This is a genomic window from Pseudomonas sp. NY15372 (genome assembly GCF_048068215.1).
Lineage (GTDB): Bacteria > Pseudomonadota > Gammaproteobacteria > Pseudomonadales > Pseudomonadaceae > Aquipseudomonas > Aquipseudomonas guariconensis_A.
Genome location: NZ_JBLUPY010000010.1, coordinates 39,155 through 56,734, shown reverse-complemented (window position 1 = coordinate 56,734; position 17,580 = coordinate 39,155). Strand labels below are relative to the sequence as shown.

Sequence of the window (17,580 nt, the reverse complement as noted above, 5' to 3'; positions counted from 1 at the left end):
GGTGATATCGGGCCCGGCCCAATCGCGGGACAAGCCCGCTCCCACAAGGACCTGCACAATCAAATAGTTATGCGTTGTTCTATGAGAGCGGGGCTTGTGCCGCGATTGGGCTGCCAAGCAGCCCCCGGGAAAAAACCCATCACAAACCCCACCGCCAAAACCCCCGCCACACACTCTTTTTCCATCCCAGACAAGCTGTTACTGTAGCCCGATCAAAGCCCAACGCCCCTGGATCGGATGCCGACTTGATACGTCCCCTCCTGCTGTCTCTCAGCCTGGCCTTGAGCTTTCCCGCAGTCGCGACGGTGAGCGAAAGCCACGGTTACGCGCAGTTCGGCACGCTCAAGTATCCAGCCACCTTCACCCATTTCGACTGGGTCAACCCGCAAGCGCCCAAGGGCGGTACCTTGCGGGCCATGGCATTCGGAACCTTCGACACCCTCAACCCCTATACCTTCAAGGGTTCAAGCCCGGTCAGCACGCCGAACTTCCTGCAATACGGCATCAACGAGCTGAACGAGCCGCTGATGGTCGGCACCGGCCAGTACGCCCCCTCTGGCGACGAGCCCACCTCCAGCTACGGCCTGATCGCCCGCTCGGTGGAGTACAGCGAGGATCGCAGCTGGGTGGTGTTCAACCTGCGCCCGGAGGCACGCTTCCACGATGGCCACCCGATCACCTCGGCAGACGTGGCGTTCTCCTACCGCACCCTGCTCAAGGAAGGCCACCCGATGTACCGCACCAACCTGCAGGAAGTGCGACGGGTGGACATCCTCGGCCCCAAGCGCATCCGCTTCGTCTTCAAACGCGCCGGCAACCCGTTGCTGATCCTGCGCCTGGGCGAAATGCCGGTGCTGCCCAAGCACTACTGGAAAGGCCGCGACTTCAAGGCCACCACCTTCGAGCCGCCACTGGGCAGCGGCCCCTACCGCATCACCCAGGTGGAGCCTGGCCGGCGCCTGGTGTTCGAGCGGGTGAAGAACTACTGGGGCAAGGACCTGGCGGTCAATCGCGGCAAGTACAACTTCGACCGCGTCGAGTACGAGTTCTACCGTGACGCCACGGTGGCCTTCGAAGCGTTCAAGGCCGGCGAGTTCGACATCTATATCGAGCACCAGGCCAAGAACTGGGCCAACGGCTACAACTTCCCGGCCATCCGCCGGGGTGATGTGATCAAGGCGCAGATCCCGCACCGCATCCCCACCCAGACCCAGGGGCTGTTCATGAACAGCCGCCGGGCAGCCTTCAGCGACCCACGGGTGCGTCAGGCCCTGGGGTTGATGCTCGACTTCGAATGGACCAACCGCGCCCTGTTCAGCAGCGCCTACCGCCGTTCGACCAGTTACTACCCCAACAGCGAGTTCGCGGCCACCGGCTTGCCCACCGGCAAGGAATGGTTGCTGCTGGCACCGTTCCGTGACGAGCTGCCGGCCAAGCTGTTCACCCAGCCCTACAGCGTCAGCCACACCGACGGCCGCGGCATCGACCGCAAGACCTTGCGCCAGGCCTTGGAGCTGTTCGCCAAGGCCGGCTGGAAACTCGACGGCCAACGCCTGGTCAACGCCAAGGGCCAACAGTTCCGTTTGGAGCTGCTGCTGGTCAACCCGAACCTGGAACGCATCCTCCAACCCTACGTGGAGAACCTGGCCAACATGGGCATCGACGCGCGCCTGCGCACGGTCGATCGCGCCCAGTACAAGCAGCGGCTGGACCAGTTCGACTTCGACATGATCCTCATGACCCTGGCCCAGACCTTGAGCCCGGGCCTGGAACAATGGCTGTACTTCCATTCCAGCCAAGCCTCGGTCAAGGGCAGCAAGAACTACGCAGGGGTGAAGGACCCGGTGGTCGACCACCTACTCGACACCCTGCTCGCCGCCCGCACCCGTGACGACCAGGTCGCCGCTGCCCGCGCCCTGGACCGGGTGCTGTCGTGGCAGTACTACATGATCCCCAACTGGTATCTCGACAATCACCGCCTGGCCTACCGCAACCGGTTCGCCTTCGTCGCCACGCCGCCCTATACCCTGGGCCTGAACAGCTGGTGGCTCAAGACCTCGGAGAAAGCCCAATGATGCCAACGCACCCTTTGCGCCGGCTGGCCGGCAGCCTGCTGCTGGCCTGCCTGAGCCTCCCGGCGATGGCCGCACCGCAACACGCCCTGACCCTGTACGACGAGCCGCCCAAGTACCCGGCCGACTTCAAGCACTTCGACTACGTCAACCCCGATGCGCCCAAGGGCGGCACCTTCCGCCAATCCAGCTTCGGCAGCTTCGACAGCCTCAACCCCTTCATCAACAAGGGCGTGCCGGCCGACGACGTGAGCATCATCTACGACACCCTGATGCGCCAGAGCCTGGACGAACCCTTCACCGAATACGGCCTGGTCGCCGGCCAGATCGAGACGGCCCCCGACAACAGCTGGGTGCGCTTCTACCTGCGCCCCGAAGCGCGCTTCCACGACGGCCACCCGATGCGTGCCGAGGACGTGGTGTTCACCTTCAACACCCTGATGAGCAAGGGCGCCCCACTGTTTCGCGGCTACTATGCCGACGTTGCCGAAGTGGTCGCCGAAGACCCGCTGCGCGTCCTGTTCAAGTTCAAGCACAAGAACAACCGCGAGCTGCCGCTGATTCTCGGCCAGTTGCCGGTACTGCCCAAGCACTGGTGGCAAGGCCGTGATTTCGACCGTGGCAACCTGGAGATCCCGCTGGGCAGCGGCCCGTACAAGGTCGCCGAGGTCAAGGCCGGCCGCTCGGTGCGCTACGAGCGGGTCAAGGACTACTGGGCCAAGGATTTGCCGATCAACCGCGGCTACTACAACTTCGACCAGATGACCTACGATTCCTACCGCGACAACACTGTCGCCCTGGAAGCGCTCAAGGCCGGGCAGTTCGACTACTGGCTGGAAACCAGCGCGAAGAACTGGGCCACCGCCTACAACGTGCCCGCCGTGCAGGAAGGCCGGTTGGTCCGCGAGGAACTGGCCAACGGCAACCCCACCGGCATGCAGGGCTTCATCTTCAACCTGCGTCGCCCGGTGTTCCAGGACGTGCGCATCCGCCAAGCCCTGAGCCTGCTGCTGGACTACGAATGGACCAACAAGCAGCTGTTCAACGGCGCCTACACCCGCACCGGCAGCTATTTCGAGAACTCCGAGATGGCTGCCGAGGGCCTGCCGGGGCCCGATGAGCTGAAGATTCTCGAACCGCTGCGCGGCAAGATCCCCGAACAGGTCTTCACCGAGCCATTCCACAACCCGGTCAGCGACGGCAGCGGCATGATTCGCGACCAGCAACGCAAGGCCTACAAGCTGCTGCAGGAAGCCGGCTGGAAGATCGCCGACGACAAAATGGTCGATGCCCAGGGCAAGCCGGTGGTCATCGAGTTCCTGCTGGCCCAGACCGAGTTCGAGCGCATCCTGCTGCCGTTCAAGCGCAACCTCGCCGACCTCGGCATCGAGCTGAACATCCGCCGCGTCGATGTCTCGCAATACATCAACCGCCTGCGCTCGCGCGACTTCGACATGATCGTCGGCGGCTACCCGCAATCGAGCTCCCCGGGTAACGAGCAGCGCGAGTTCTGGAGCAGTGCCGCCGCCGACAACCCCGGCAGCCGCAACTTCATCGGCCTGCGCGACCCGGCCATCGACCAGCTGGTGGAGCAGTTGATCAACGCCGACTCGCGCCAGAGCCTGATCGCCCATACCCGTGCCCTGGACCGCGTGCTGCTGTGGGGCTACTACGTGATCCCCAACTGGCACATCAAGACCTGGCGCGTGGCCTACTGGAACCACATCGGCCACCCGAAGGTGTCGCCCAAGTACGACATCGGCATCAATACCTGGTGGATCAAGCCCGAAGTAACCCCAGCGGTGGCCGAGCCTGCCGCGCCGCAGGACGAGGCGAACTGACATGCTCGCCTACATCCTGCGCCGCCTGCTGCTGATCGTCCCGACCCTGTTCGGCATCTTGATCATCAACTTCATCATCGTCCAGGCCGCCCCCGGCGGCCCGGTGGAGCAGATGATCGCCAAGCTCGAAGGCTTCGAGGGCGCCACCAGCCGCATCGCCGGCGGCGGTGCCGAAGTGGCCGTGGCCGGCTCCAACTACCGCGGTGCCCAGGGCCTGGACCCGGCCCTGATCGCCGAGATCGAGCGCATGTATGGCTTCGACAAGTCGGCGCCTGAACGCTTGTGGATCATGATCAAGAACTACGCCCAGCTGGACTTCGGCGAGAGCTTCTTCCGCGATGCCAAAGTCATCGACCTGATCATCGAGAAGATGCCCGTGTCCATCTCGCTCGGGTTATGGAGCACGCTGATCATGTACCTGGTGTCGATCCCCCTGGGGGTCGCCAAGGCCGTGCGTCACGGCAGCCATTTCGACGTCTGGACCAGCTCGGCGATCATCGTCGGCTACGCCATCCCGGCGTTCCTGTTCGCCATCCTGCTGATCGTGCTGTTCGCCGGCGGCAGCTACTTCGACTGGTTCCCCCTGCGCGGCCTGACGTCCAACAACTTCGACGAGCTTTCCACCACCGGCAAGGTCCTGGATTATTTCTGGCACCTGGTGTTGCCGATCACCGCGCTGGTCATCGGCAACTTCGCCACCATGACCCTGCTGACCAAGAACAGCTTCCTCGACGAAATCAACAAGCAGTACGTCATCACCGCCAAGGCCAAGGGCCTGAGCCGGCCACGGGTGCTGTACGGCCATGTGTTCCGCAATGCCATGCTGCTGGTGATCGCGGGCTTTCCTTCGGCATTCATCGGCATCTTCTTCACAGGGTCCCTGCTCATCGAGGTGATCTTCTCCCTCGACGGCCTAGGCCTGATGAGCTTCGAGGCGGCGATCAACCGCGACTACCCGGTGGTTTTCGGCACCCTGTTCATCTTCACCCTGCTGGGGCTGGTGGTGAAGCTGATCGGCGACCTGACCTACACCCTGGTCGACCCCCGCATCGACTTCGCCAGCCGGGAGCAATGACATGGCACTCTCCCCTCTCAATCGCCGGCGCTTCGAGCGCTTCAAGGCCAACCGCCGCGGCTGGTGGTCGCTGTGGATCTTCATCGTGCTGTTCGGCCTGAGCCTGGGCGCCGAGCTGATCGCCAATGACAAGCCCATCGCCGTGCGCTACGACGGCCAATGGTACTTCCCGGCCTTCAAGCGCTACCCGGAGACCACCTTCGGCGGCGAGTTCCCCCTGGAGGCCAACTACAAGAGCCCCTACATCCGCGAGCTGCTGGCCACGAAGGACAGCTTCGTGCTGTGGGCACCGATCCCGTTCAGCTACCAGAGCATCAACTACGACCTCAAGGTCCCGGCCCCCGCCCCGCCTTCGGCGGACAACTGGCTGGGCACCGACGACCAGGGCCGCGACGTGCTGGCGCGGGTGATCTATGGCTTCCGTGTGTCGGTGCTGTTCGCCCTGACGCTCACCGTACTCAGTTCCATCGTCGGCGTGATCGCCGGTGCCCTGCAGGGCTATTACGGCGGCTGGGTGGACCTGGCCGGCCAGCGTTTCCTGGAAATCTGGTCGGGCCTGCCGGTGCTGTACCTGCTGATCATCCTCGCAAGCTTCGTGCAGCCCAACTTCTGGTGGCTGCTGGGCATCATGCTGCTGTTCTCCTGGATGAGCCTGGTGGACGTGGTGCGCGCCGAGTTCCTGCGCGGGCGCAACCTCGAGTACGTGCGCGCCGCCCGCGCCCTGGGCATGCGCAACGGCGCGATCATGTACCGGCACATTCTGCCCAATGCCATGATCTCCACCATGACCTTCATGCCGTTCATCCTCACCGGGGCCATCGGCACCCTCACCGCCTTGGACTTCCTCGGCTTCGGCCTGCCGCCCGGCGCGCCCTCGCTGGGCGAGCTGGTGGCCCAGGGCAAGTCCAACCTGCAGGCGCCGTGGCTCGGCATCAGTGCCTTCGCCGTACTGGCGATCATGCTGAGCCTGCTGGTGTTCATCGGCGAATCCGCCCGCGATGCCTTCGACCCGAGGAAATGACATGAGCGAACAGAACCTGATCGAAGTGCGTGACCTGGCGGTGGAGTTCGTGACCGGCGAGCAGGTCAACCGTGTGGTCGATGGCATCAGCTTCGATATCCGCAAGGGCGAGACCCTGGCGCTGGTCGGCGAGAGCGGGTCGGGCAAATCCGTCACCGCCCATTCCATCCTGCGGCTGCTGCCCTACCCCCTGGCCCGACACCCCAACGGCAGCATCCGCTATGGCGACAAGGACCTGCTGCGACTGGGCGAAAAACCCATGCAACGCATTCGTGGCGACCGCATCGCGATGATCTTCCAGGAACCGATGACCTCGCTGAACCCGCTGCACACCATCGAGAAGCAGATCAACGAGATTCTCCTGCTGCACAAGGGCCTGACCGGCAAGCAAGCCACCGCGCGGACCCTCGAGCTGCTGGAGATGGTCGGCATCCCCGAGCCGCACAAACGCCTCAAGGCCCTGCCCCACGAGCTGTCCGGCGGCCAGCGCCAGCGCGTGATGATCGCCATGGCGTTGGCCAACGAGCCGGAGCTGTTGATCGCCGACGAGCCCACCACCGCGCTCGATGTGACCGTGCAATTGAAGATCCTCGACCTGCTCAAGGAACTGCAGGCGCGGCTGGGGATGGCCCTGCTGCTGATCAGCCATGACCTGAACCTGGTGCGGCGCGTTGCCCATCGGGTGTGCGTGATGCAGTGCGGGAAGATCGTCGAACAGGCCGATTGCGCGACGCTGTTCCGCTCGCCACAGCATCACTACACCAAGATGCTGATCAATGCCGAGCCCAGTGGCGCGCCAGCCGATAACCCCGTGGGCTCGCCGTTGCTGGAGGTCGAGGACCTACGTGTGTGGTTCCCGATCAAGAAAGGCCTGCTGCGGCGCACCGTCGACCACGTCAAAGCCGTGGACGGCATCGACTTCAGCCTGCCCCAGGGGCAGACCCTCGGTATCGTGGGTGAAAGCGGTTCGGGCAAGTCTACCCTGGGCCTTGCCATCCTTCGCCTGATCGCCAGCCGCGGTGGCATCCGCTTCCACGGGCAGAACCTCGAAGGCCTCAGCCAGAAGGACGTACGGCCGCTACGGCGGGAAATGCAGGTGGTCTTCCAGGACCCCTTCGGCAGCCTCAGCCCGCGCATGTGCGTGGCCGATATCGTCGGCGAAGGCTTGCGGATTCACCGCATCGGCACGCCTGCCGAGCAGGAAGCCGCGATCATTGCAGCGCTTGAGGAAGTGGGGCTGGACCCACGGACTCGGCATCGGTATCCGCATGAGTTCTCGGGTGGCCAGCGCCAACGTATCGCCATTGCCCGAGCGCTGGTATTGAAACCTGCGTTGATTCTGCTGGATGAGCCGACCTCGGCGCTGGACCGAACCGTGCAGCGGCAGGTGGTGGAGTTGCTGCGCAATCTGCAGCACAAGTACAACCTGACCTACTTGTTCATCAGCCATGACCTGGCGGTGGTCAAGGCACTCAGTCACCAGTTGATGGTGATCAAGCATGGGCATGTGGTGGAACAAGGAGATGCGCAGGCGATCTTCCATGCCCCACAGCATCCGTACACGCGGCAGTTGTTGGAAGCGGCGTTTTTGGAAGTATCTCCACTGGGGTAGGTTTTTGGCACTTTGTCTGCGTCTTGCACGAGCCAAAGACCGCTTCATCCAAACCCGCACGCAGGCTTACTGTCGCAGCTTTTTTCCTTCTATGAGTTCGCGGTCCCGGGCAATTTCCTGCGCACAGTGGCAGAGAAACGCGTACACCCGATCTGATTTGCGCATATCGGGATGCGTCAACACCCACAGTTCGTCATAGACCTCGGGTTGTACAGGGCTGAGCCTCTTCAATTCTGGCACCAGGTCCCCATGCATACAAGGCAGCAGGCCGATCCCTATGCCCGCAGCAATCGCCGCAGCAACGCCTGCGACCGAATCACTGCGGTATACAATCCTTGGCTCACTGACGTTGGCCCGCACGAACTCGAATGCCTTGAGGCCTGACAGACCATGGCTGAACGATACCCATTGCTTTGCCCAGAGCGCTTCGGGGTCGGGCATGGTGTCAGCACAATCGCCATTGCACCCATAGACCGCCCAGGCGATGGTGGCCACTTTGCGTCCAAATAGGTTCTCAGGCGGAGCCAAGGTCGCGCGAAGCGCAATATCCGAATCGCCCCGGGTCAGATTCAGCGGCTGGTTCCCAACCAGAACCTCGATGCGAATCCGTGGGTTGGCCCGTTGGAAGCTCGCGATCACGGGGGTGAGGAAATCCAGCAGCAGTGCATCGCTCGTGGTGATACGCAAGTCGCCGTCGTGCCCCTGAGTGTCACTCGAGATTCGTCGCGTTACGCTCACCACCTCCTGTTCCATTCGCTCGGCCACGACAATCAGCTCCGCGCCTGCTGTTGTGGCGACATAGCGGGCTCGCCGTCGATCGAAGAGCGCGACGCCAAGTAGTGCTTCCAGAGCTGCCAGGCGCCTGGAAACGGTGGAGTGGTTCACGCCGAGCGTGGCAGCCGCACCTACAAGACTGCCGCCCTTCTCGATGGCCTTGATGATCCGTAGGTCATCCCACGAGATTTGAAGATGGGGATTGCTCATGTTTGTTCTGAAAACCAGTAAAACGCATTTTGACGAGACATTAGTCCTGCGGTTCCTGCAGCTCCGGCCGCTATTGCTTGAGCAGAAGCGCAGGGAAGGCACCAGAGAATACTCGGGAACTTCGCCTCTTGCTTGACCATACGAAACTGGAGAGCGCTATGAGGTCTAGCATGGGTTGAAAAATTGGAGGTGTGTCGACAGGCAGTGGAGCACTTCGCGCCCATTTCCATTTGACGGGTTGGTGAGATCTGAGCCTCAAATGGGGGGCGTAGCGGGCTTGGCAATCCGTGACGTTATGCCTTGAAGCATCGCACGAATACGATGGTGAAGCTCGCGGGGCGCCAGCGAGCTCTACGAGAGGCCATGGCCGCTCGAGCACGGCATGGGAGCGATATAGGCGGTCGGGCCAGCACCGCACCCAGGTTATGCTGTCCTGGGGCGGTGAAAAGAAAAATCCGGAGCGGCAGGGGCTATTTCATTACACCGGCAGCGCCGTCAGCGGGTTACCATACATGGGATCGTCTTTCTGCGAAGCCAAGGCCTTGTCTAGATCGATGCCCAATGCCTTGGCCACCCCGGCACCGTATGCCGGATCAGCTGCGTGGCAGTTGCGGATGTGGCGGAATTTGACGAACTCGGGGGCGTCACCCATGCCTCGCCCGGTGTTACCAAATAGCGCTTCTTTCTGCTCGACGGTCATCAAGCGGAACAGCTTGCCGGGCTGCTCAAAGTAGTTGTGGTCATCCTTATCGAAGCTCCAATGAGCGGCAGTGCCGGTGAGCTTGAGCGGAGGCTCCATGAACTCCGGCTGACTTTGCCACTGGCCGAAGCTGTTGGGCTCGTAGTGCGGCAGACTACCGTAGTTACCGTCGACACGACCGGCACCATCGCGGTGGTTGCTTTGCACCGGGCAGCGGGCCTGGTTGACTGGGATTTGGTGGTAGTTCGTGCCCAGGCGGTAGCGCTGTGCATCGGCGTAGTTGAAGAGGCGCGCTTGCAACATCCGGTCAGGGCTGGCGCCGATGCCGGGTACCAGGTTGCTCGGGGCGAAGGCCACCTGCTCGACGTCGGCGTAGAAGTTCTCGGGGTTTTTGTTCAACTCGATCTCACCGACTTCGATAAGCGGATAGTCGTCCTTGTACCAGACCTTGGTTAGGTCGAACGGATGCAGAGCGTACCGTTCGGCATCTGCCTCGGGCATGACTTGGATGAACATCGTCCACTTGGGATAGTCACCGCGCTCAATGGCTTCGTACAGATCGCGCTGGTGGCTTTCACGGTCTTTGCCAATCAGTTCGGTGGCCTCGGTATCGGTGAGGTTCTTGATGCCCTGCTGGGTGTGGAAGTGCATCTTGACCCAGAAGCGCTCGCCAGCCTGGTTCCAGAAACTGTAGGTATGCGAGCCGAAGCCGTGCATATGGCGATAACTGGCGGGAATACCGCGGTCACTCATCACTACGGTGATCTGGTGCAAGGCCTCAGGCAGTAGCGTCCAGTAATCCCAGTTGTGGGTAGCACTGCGCACGTTCGTCCGCGGATCGCGCTTGACTGCCTTGTTCAGGTCCGGGAACTGACGTGGGTCACGGATGAAGAACACAGGTGTGTTGTTACCCACCATGTCCCAGTTGCCTTCTTCCGTGTAGAACTTGAGGGCGAAGCCCCGGATGTCGCGCTCGGCATCAGCCGCGCCGCGCTCACCGGCGACGGTGGTGAAGCGGGCAAACATCTCGGTCTTTTTGCCAACCTGGCTGAAGATGGCCGCGCGGGTGTATCGGGTGATGTCCTTGGTGACCGTGAAGGTACCGAAAGCACCCGAGCCCTTGGCATGCATGCGGCGCTCGGGAATGACTTCTCGTACGAAATTGGCAAGGCGTTCGTTCAGCCAAACATCTTGCGCCAGGAGCGGGCCACGGGGGCCAGCGGTGAGACTGTCGCGGTTCGTGGAAACCGGTGCGCCGAAGTCAGTGGTCAAATGTGTTACGGGGCACGTCTTTGTATTGTCGATCAAGAAAGTTTTCCTCTTGGTAGATAAGTACGCCGACTGGTGTAGAGACGACCGTATTCAGGGCTATTAGGGCCGCCTCTGCGACCCCGATAGCCTCAACTGATATCTATATGAGTTCGTGCTTCGACCCCGATTCCTACAGATTGGCCGTCAATTACCGGTATGCAGTAGTTGGCTGTTCCGTAGGGTTTGCTGGGTGAAAGGCGAGCTTGGCCTTAGCCGTTTGGAGGCTCGTATTGATATCAAGCGGAATGCCCACCCAGTACAGCCTTCGCGTACTGGATACCGATACCGAAAGCACCGCCAAACTTCATTGAAATGCCAGTGGTCAGGTCGTAGGTCTCAACGCGCGCCCAGTCACGTTGCAGCTCCAACAAATAGGTCAGTGCGGTAATTGGACGAGCGCCTGCTTGAACCATGCGTTGTACCGCGCGTTCATGAGCCTCAGCCGTGCAGTCACCGCAGGCATCGGTCACGACGTACACTTCAAAACCCTGCTCCAGTGCAGACAGTACCGGGCCATTGCAGCACACCGAGGTCCATAGCCCACACATCACCAGACGGGTTTTATCGGTGGCATTGATACCTGCGATAAATCGCTCATCCTCCCAGGCATTGGAGGTGGTGCGGTCAATAATTTCAGTGTCGGGAAATGCCTCGCTGACTTCTGGAAAAAGCGGGCCGGCAAAGCTATCCCGCGAGATCGTGGAGATCACCGTGGGGACTTTAAAGCCCTTGGCTGCCTGGGCCAGGATCGCGGTATTGGCCCGTAAGCTGGTGATGTCGATGGATTTAGTGTTGAAAGCCATCTGTGATTGGTGATCGATCAAGACCATTGCGTGATCGTTAGGGCTGAGAAGGGTCCGGGCGGGTTTAGCGGATGCAGTAATGGTCACAAACAATCTCCTCATACATGATTCCAGTCTCCACAAGCCTTCGCGGCTAGATGGTCGCTGCACAGTGTAAGAACGACGATGGGGTCTCGTGTGTGCATTTCTGCGTAAGTAAATCCGCATGATTGCGCGGTCGGATGCCGCAAGCCTGTCGTGAACGTTTGCTGGCAGAGATGGTTCTGCGCAGGCCCTCAGCCCTGGCAGTCCACGTGGTGTCTGGGGCCAAACGTAGCGAGCTGGCAATGGCTTTGTCGGCTGCGGACAACAGACTCGAGCTTCTGTCAGGTGACAGGCTGATATTTGCCGTTTGTTGCCCTCCACCAAGGACAGCTTTGGATCGTAAGCAGCCATTCCGATGAAGCTACGGTCCTGCCACCCGGGTCAGTTCCGGGTCGGTCCTGACGGTAAAAATCAGATTTCACCCCTTCCCTGTAGTCCATTTCCCAAACATACTCCTGTCGCTTTTTTTCCGTTGCGGTCGCTCTGGCAGCGCTCTAGTCTCGGCGTGTCGCTGAAATCAGCGATCGGCTTTGACAGGCCGCAACGGTAAATTGCATGCAGCAGCCCTTATGGCGACTGTACGTGCGGGCACGCTTGCGTGCGCCGGAACTTTGCAATTTCCGCCGGTCTGTCAACCCACGTACAGTTGCCACCCTCTGTTTGACAGCAGGTAGGTGGCCGCATCTTGAAAGGAAATCTGCTATGTCGAAGATCGTCCCCGATCCCCCCCAGAACCACCCCTCCCTCGAAGACACGATCATCCAGGCCTCGGAGTACGCCCTGTGCGCGCAGACCGTGGCGCATCAGGCGATTCAGCTGCTGCCCAAGTCACCCGTCTCGATGCTGATGATGGCGTCGATGCATGAGCTTGAAGCGCTGCGTGTATTGCTTGAGTCGGCGTTGAACCAGATGCAGGTGCCGGCGGAGCCGCGAACGCTGCATTAACAGATCGAGTTGTTGTCTGGGCTGGCCCTATCGCTGGCAAGCCGGCTCCCACTTGTCCTGCGCTGTGATCAGAGACACCGCCGTACGTGTGGGAGCTGGCTTGCCAGCGATAAGGCCCGGTTGGGCAGCGAGCATTCCAGGGAGATGAGCAAAATGACCACAGATGACATCGAGGTCAAAACCACCGTTGGCAAGACGAAGTTCTACCAAGGCCCGGGCATGACCGACCCGATGTTTTGCATCGAGCCTGGCATTCCCTGCCAATACGCGCGGGAACAGGCTTCGGAGTTGATGGGCTACGTGCGGGATATGACCCTCACCGGGGTGATGGAAGACAAGCCTCAGCTGGTGTGGGCATCGCATTACCTGGCGGCGCTGGCCAAGGCGTTGATGGATGACGCGGAGTTGGGGATGATGCGCCGAGTGTAGGGATGGATGGCGTGACGGCTGCGGAGCGATTCTCGTCCCTTCAGCGGACAAGGTTCGAGCCATTTGGCTGACTCTTGAATCCTGGGGGCGCTTTGCGCCCCTTTCGCGGCGCGAGGCCGCTCCTACAGAAGAGGTGGAGATTTCGCGTCTTGGCCTCAGCGCTTGCCCAACAGTTCCTGGCGCTCTCGCCAGATTTCCTGGCCTTGAATAATTTTGTGTAAAGCTGTGGGGGCTGGACGACCGCTCCCTACCGCTCCACCGGCCCGAGCGCCACACCGGCGGCATTCGATTGCCACTTCTGGTACCATCGCGCCACCCAACAACAAGGCGGCCCGGCCAAACGAAGCCGTTCGAATCGGTAGCCCGCCTGATCATCTGTGATTCCTTCGACTATGCCATTCGCCACGCACGCGCAGTGGCGGCACACCCTGCTGGGTGGCTGGCATGGTCAGGTCATGATTACGACTATATGAATTACTCATTGCCCGCCTGACATCGAACAGCCGGGTTCATGAGGCGCTTACGCATTCCATTTTGCCGTGACACAAGGCAAATCAAGAGCACCAACATGAAGTACAACAGAAACAAGACGCACGTCGTGATTGCTGATGATCACGATATCATCCTGACGGGCATCAGAACGATCCTGCAAAGTTCGAGCGAATACCATATTTCAGCCGAGGCCAAGACGCCGACAGAACTTATGATTGCCTTGAGCCGGGTTCAGTGCGACATCCTCATCACTGATTTCAACATGCCCGATCCCTTGGCCAAGGACGGCCTGAGCATGCTCAGCACCATTCGCATGCGCTACCCCGACCTTCCGATCATCGTGCTGAGTACGCTGGACAACCCAATCGTGCTTTCCGCGATCCTGGGGCTGAACGTAATGGGCGTGGTGTCCAAGGGCAACGCGATAGAGACGTTACCCCAAGCATTGTTGAAGGCCAGCCTGAATGAAAAATACCTGGACGCCAGTTTTTTCGATTTACTGGTGAATGCAGGCTTGGCGAAAGGGAAACACATCACGATCTTCACCAAACCCGAGATCGCGGTTTTCAACAAACTGACTGAAAGCCACATACTCGAAGACATCGGAAGGGATACAGGGCTGCCCTTGGTGGATATCATCTCCATCGTCAACAAGGCCCTGAGAAAGTTCAGGCTCAAAAGCATAGAAGAGCTCACTGCCCATCTCAGCGGCAATGGTTTTTATAAATATTCCTGATGCTTGGGCGCGGCGTGGCTTGGCCTATTTTTGGGGCTGCTTTGCAGCCCTTTCGCGGCGCAAGGCCGCTCCTACAGGTATGCGTAGCGCCAATCCGTCATGATGCCGGCGCAACCAGGCGATAGCCCACACCCGCCTCGGTGATGATGAACCGCGGTGCAGTCGGGTCATCGCCGAGCTTCTGCCGCACATGGGCCACGACGATGCGCAGGTAATGGGTGTCGTCCACGTGGGTCGGGCCCCAGATATCCTTGAGCAACTGCTGCTGGGTGATCACCCGCCCCGGATGGCCGGCCAGTTGGGCCAGGAAGGCATATTCCTTGCGCGTCAGCGCCACTTCGGCACCGTCGAGCGTCACTTTGCGAAACGCGAAATCCACCACCAGCGGCCCGAAGCTCACCGAAGACACCGCGCTGCCGGCCTGGGGCGCCTGGCGCAGCAGCGCGCGCACGCGGGCGAGGAACTCCTGGATGCCAAAGGGCTTGGTCACGTAGTCGTTGGCACCGCCGTCGAGTGCATCGACTTTTTGCACTTCGCTGGCGCGTACCGACAGCACCAACACCGGCACGGCGCTCCATTCGCGCAGCTCACGCAGCACCTGTTGGCCGTCCATGTCCGGCAGGCCGAGGTCGAGCACCACCAGGTCCGGCTTGGCCAGTGCCGCCTGGGCCAGGCCTTCGCTGCCGGTGGCGGCTTCGAGCACCTTGTAGCCCTGGGAGGCTAGGCTGATGCGCAGGAACTTGCGGATCTGTGGTTCATCGTCGATGACCAGCAGGGTGGCGGGCTGACTCATGGGGCTTCGCTTTCAGGTTCGGGTTGTGGGGGCAGCGGCAAGCATAGAGTGATGCAGGTGCCCTGGCCATCGATGCCGTCGTCGACCAGGATCTTGCCGCCATGGGCGCCGATCATGCCCTGGCAGATCGCCAGGCCCAGGCCGGTGCCCTGCCCGCCACGGTCGCCGCGGGCGGCAGTGTAGAACATGTCGAAGATCATCTCGCGCTCGGCCACCGGGATGCCTGGGCCCTGGTCACTGACGGCGAAGCACAGTTGCTCGCCCTGAAGGTCAACGCGCAGCTCCAGGCGTCCGTTGGCGGGCGAGAAGCGCGCGGCGTTTTCCAATACATTCACCAGCGCCTGCTCGATCAGGGCGGCATGCACGTACAACAGCGGCAAGGTGGCAGGGACTTCGGTGTGCACACGCAAGGGCGCCAGCACCACACGCAGGCGGTTGAGGGCGCTGCCAACGATGTCCGCCGGGGCGACCCAGTCGCGCGCCAGCGTGAGGCCGCCATGGCCCAGGCGGGTCATGTCCAGCAGGTTCTGGATGTAGCGATCGAGGCGTTCGGCCTCGTTGCGGGTGCCCTCGAGCAGCTCCTGGCGGTCGTGCGCAGGGATGGCATCGCCCAAGGCCAGCAGGCTGTCGATGCTGCCGCGCATGGCGGTCAGGGGGGTGCGCAGGTCGTGGGAGACCGAGGCCAGCAAGGCGCTGCGCAACTGTTCGGTTTCGCCGTGCAGACGCGCAGCCTCCAGTTGCTCGCCCAGCCGGGCACGGGCCAGGGCCTGGGCCAGGGGTTGGCCGAGGGCCATCAACAGGCGGCGGCGTTGGGCGCCAAGCGGCTCGCGGGTGCGTGGCCGCACGCCGAGCAAGGCCAGGGGTTGGCCCTCCGCTGACAACGGCCACCACCACCAGCGGCCCTGGGGCAAGGTGTCGCTGCCGTGGCCGGCAGCCTGGCCGTGCTGCCAGGCCCATTCGGCGGCGGCGCGTTCGTTGTCGGTGAGTTGCGGGGCGTGGCCGCTGGCAGCCTGCAGCCCGCCTTCGCTGTCGCGTTCGAGCAGGCAGGCCTGCAGGTCCTGCCAGGCACCCAGGTGCTGGCCGGCGGCACTGAACACGGCCTGACGGTCGGTGGCCACAGTGAGCCGGCGCGACAGGTCGAGCAGCTGCGTGGTTTCGGCCTGGGTTTCCTTCAAGGCCTGCAACTGCCGGCGCTGGCGCGTGGCCAGGTTGCCGGTGAGCGCGGCCATGAGCAGGAAGAACACCAGGGTTAGCACGTCTTCTTCGCGCTGGATGCTGAAGGAAAAGGTGGGCGGAATGAACAGGAAGTCGTAGCTCAGGAACGACAGCGCCGCGCAGGCCAGGGCCGGCCCCAGGCTGCTGCGCACCGCCACCAGCAGCACCGCGACGAGAAATACCAGGGACATGTTGGGCAGCGGTAACAGGCTCGATACCGCCCACGACACGCCAGCAGCCAGCACGGTCGCCAGCAACGCCAGGAGATAATGGCGCCATACCCAGACTCGCTTGGCCGCCGCACCTGTTTTTTGTGGCTGGGCGTCTCGATCGAGCACGTTGATTTCCAGGCCGTGGCTTTCGCGCAGCAGGCGCATCGCCACACCGCCGCCGAACAGGCGTCGACGCAGGCGATCACGGGACTGGCCCACCAACACCAAGCTGGCCCGGCGCTCGTTGGCGTGCTGGATCAAGGTGCGCGTCACTTCACCTGCGCGCAGCACCACCACTTCGCCACCCAGACGTTCAGCCAACTGCTGGGCCGCCTGCAGGCGCTGGCGGGCGGTTTCTTCGCGCAGCCGGCCGTTGTCCACATGCACCAAGCTCCAGGGCAAATGCCGGCGCTGGGCGACCCGGCTGGCATGGCGCACCAGGCGCTCGGCCTGGTCGTCGCCGTCCACGCCGACCAGCAATCGCCCCCGCAGGGCGGGAGCTTCCTCGCCGCGCTGGCGATAACCATGGGCAAGGTCGGCATCGACCTGGGCGGCGGCAGTCTGCATGGCCAGCTCGCGCAGAGCGGTGAGGTTGGTCTGGGAGAAGAAGGCATCGATGGCCGCCCTCGCCTGCTCCGGCACATAGACCTTGCCTTCGCGCAGGCGCATGAGCAGCTCGCGGGGCGGAAGGTCGATCAGCACCAGCTCGAAGGCTTCCTGCAACACCCAGTCGGGCAGGGTTTCGCGCACCTGCACGCCGGTGATGTCGCGGACCTTGTCGTTGAGGCTCTCCAGGTGCTGGACGTTGACCGTGGTGTACACGTCGATGCCGGCGGCCAGCAGTTCCTGGACGTCCTGCCAGCGCTTGGCGTGGCGGCTGCCGGGGGCATTGGTGTGGGCCAGTTCGTCGACCAGGGCCAGGCCAGGCCTCGCGGCCAGCACGCCGTCCAGGTCCATTTCCTCGAGGGTGACCCCGCGGTATTCGCTGCGCACCAGGGGTTGTTGCGGCAGGCCACCGAGCAATGCCTCGGTCTCGGCGCGCCCGTGGGTTTCCACCACCCCGGCCAGCACGCGCACGCCCTGGCGCTGCTGGGCGTGCGCCGCCTGGAGCATGGCGTAGGTCTTGCCCACGCCTGGAGCGGCGCCGAGGAACACCTTGAGCTTGCCACGGCCTTCGCGCGGCAGGGTTGCCAGAAGCGCATCGGCGCGGGTGGCGTTACTCATGTTTCATCCTTCAGTCATGCGGTGAATGGTC

The 17,580-nt window shown here is 62.3% G+C and carries 13 protein-coding genes; 8 read left to right on the top strand and 5 right to left on the bottom strand.

Annotated elements, in window-relative coordinates; genetic code table 11:
* The first annotated feature begins 245 nt into the window (after positions 1-245).
* The 5 genes from ACNFG0_RS10475 to ACNFG0_RS10455 are packed head-to-tail and all read left to right on the top strand — an operon-like array spanning position 246 to position 7,621.
* Positions 246-2,075, top strand: coding sequence for an extracellular solute-binding protein (locus ACNFG0_RS10475; protein WP_196146562.1), 1,830 nt, complete (start codon positions 246-248; stop codon positions 2,073-2,075).
* A complete protein-coding gene (locus ACNFG0_RS10470) occupies positions 2,072-3,913 on the top strand; it encodes an extracellular solute-binding protein (protein ID WP_416764743.1) in 1,842 nt (613 codons plus the stop codon). Before ACNFG0_RS10475 ends, ACNFG0_RS10470 begins: the two co-directional genes overlap by 4 nt.
* A gap of 1 nt (position 3,914) precedes the next feature.
* Positions 3,915-4,988, top strand: a complete 1,074-nt coding sequence (locus tag ACNFG0_RS10465; protein WP_196146564.1) for a microcin C ABC transporter permease YejB — start codon at positions 3,915-3,917, stop codon at positions 4,986-4,988.
* 1 nt (position 4,989) lies between these two features.
* Positions 4,990-6,009 carry an ABC transporter permease gene (locus ACNFG0_RS10460; protein WP_196146565.1) on the top strand — a complete coding sequence of 340 codons (1,020 nt, stop codon included), beginning with the start codon at positions 4,990-4,992 and terminating at the stop codon, positions 6,007-6,009.
* 1 nt (position 6,010) lies between these two features.
* Positions 6,011-7,621, top strand: a complete 1,611-nt coding sequence (locus tag ACNFG0_RS10455; protein WP_416764737.1) for an ABC transporter ATP-binding protein — start codon at positions 6,011-6,013, stop codon at positions 7,619-7,621.
* 66 nt (positions 7,622-7,687) lie between these two features.
* Here ACNFG0_RS10455 and ACNFG0_RS10450 read toward each other — a convergent pair whose 3' ends face one another.
* The 3 genes from ACNFG0_RS10450 to ACNFG0_RS10440 form a co-directional block, all read right to left on the bottom strand.
* Positions 7,688-8,605: a LysR family transcriptional regulator gene (locus tag ACNFG0_RS10450; RefSeq protein WP_416764735.1), complete on the bottom strand. Its 918-nt coding sequence runs from the start codon at positions 8,603-8,605 to the stop codon at positions 7,688-7,690.
* A gap of 478 nt (positions 8,606-9,083) precedes the next feature.
* The gene (locus ACNFG0_RS10445; RefSeq protein ID WP_416764733.1) at positions 9,084-10,613 is read right to left on the bottom strand and encodes a catalase; all 1,530 of its coding nucleotides are present in this window, start codon (positions 10,611-10,613) and stop codon (positions 9,084-9,086) included.
* Between the two features lie 239 nt (positions 10,614-10,852).
* Positions 10,853-11,521, bottom strand: coding sequence for a hydrolase (locus ACNFG0_RS10440; protein ID WP_416764731.1), 669 nt, complete (start codon positions 11,519-11,521; stop codon positions 10,853-10,855).
* A 684-nt stretch (positions 11,522-12,205) separates the two neighbouring features.
* Between ACNFG0_RS10440 and ACNFG0_RS10435 the strand changes: the two genes are divergently transcribed.
* From ACNFG0_RS10435 to ACNFG0_RS10425, 3 genes are all read left to right on the top strand, one after another.
* Positions 12,206-12,448 (top strand): hypothetical protein, encoded by a 243-nt coding sequence (locus ACNFG0_RS10435; RefSeq protein WP_196155081.1) that lies wholly within the window; start codon positions 12,206-12,208, stop codon positions 12,446-12,448.
* 153 nt (positions 12,449-12,601) lie between these two features.
* Complete coding sequence (locus ACNFG0_RS10430; protein WP_416764729.1) at positions 12,602-12,877, top strand: DUF3077 domain-containing protein; 276 nt, start codon at positions 12,602-12,604, stop codon at positions 12,875-12,877.
* Positions 12,878-13,445: 568 nt separating this feature from the next.
* On the top strand, positions 13,446-14,105 hold the full coding sequence (locus tag ACNFG0_RS10425; protein ID WP_196155079.1) for a response regulator: 660 nt from the start codon (positions 13,446-13,448) through the stop codon (positions 14,103-14,105).
* Positions 14,106-14,202: 97 nt separating this feature from the next.
* On the opposite strand, the gene ACNFG0_RS10420 is transcribed toward ACNFG0_RS10425, so the two are convergent.
* Together ACNFG0_RS10420 and ACNFG0_RS10415 are read right to left on the bottom strand one after the other, a co-directional pair.
* Entirely contained in the window at positions 14,203-14,898 is a 696-nt protein-coding gene (locus ACNFG0_RS10420) for a response regulator (protein ID WP_196155078.1), read from the bottom strand.
* Positions 14,895-17,549 carry a DUF4118 domain-containing protein gene (locus ACNFG0_RS10415; RefSeq protein WP_416764726.1) on the bottom strand — a complete coding sequence of 885 codons (2,655 nt, stop codon included), beginning with the start codon at positions 17,547-17,549 and terminating at the stop codon, positions 14,895-14,897. Before ACNFG0_RS10415 ends, ACNFG0_RS10420 begins: the two co-directional genes overlap by 4 nt.
* Positions 17,550-17,580 lie beyond the last annotated feature (31 nt).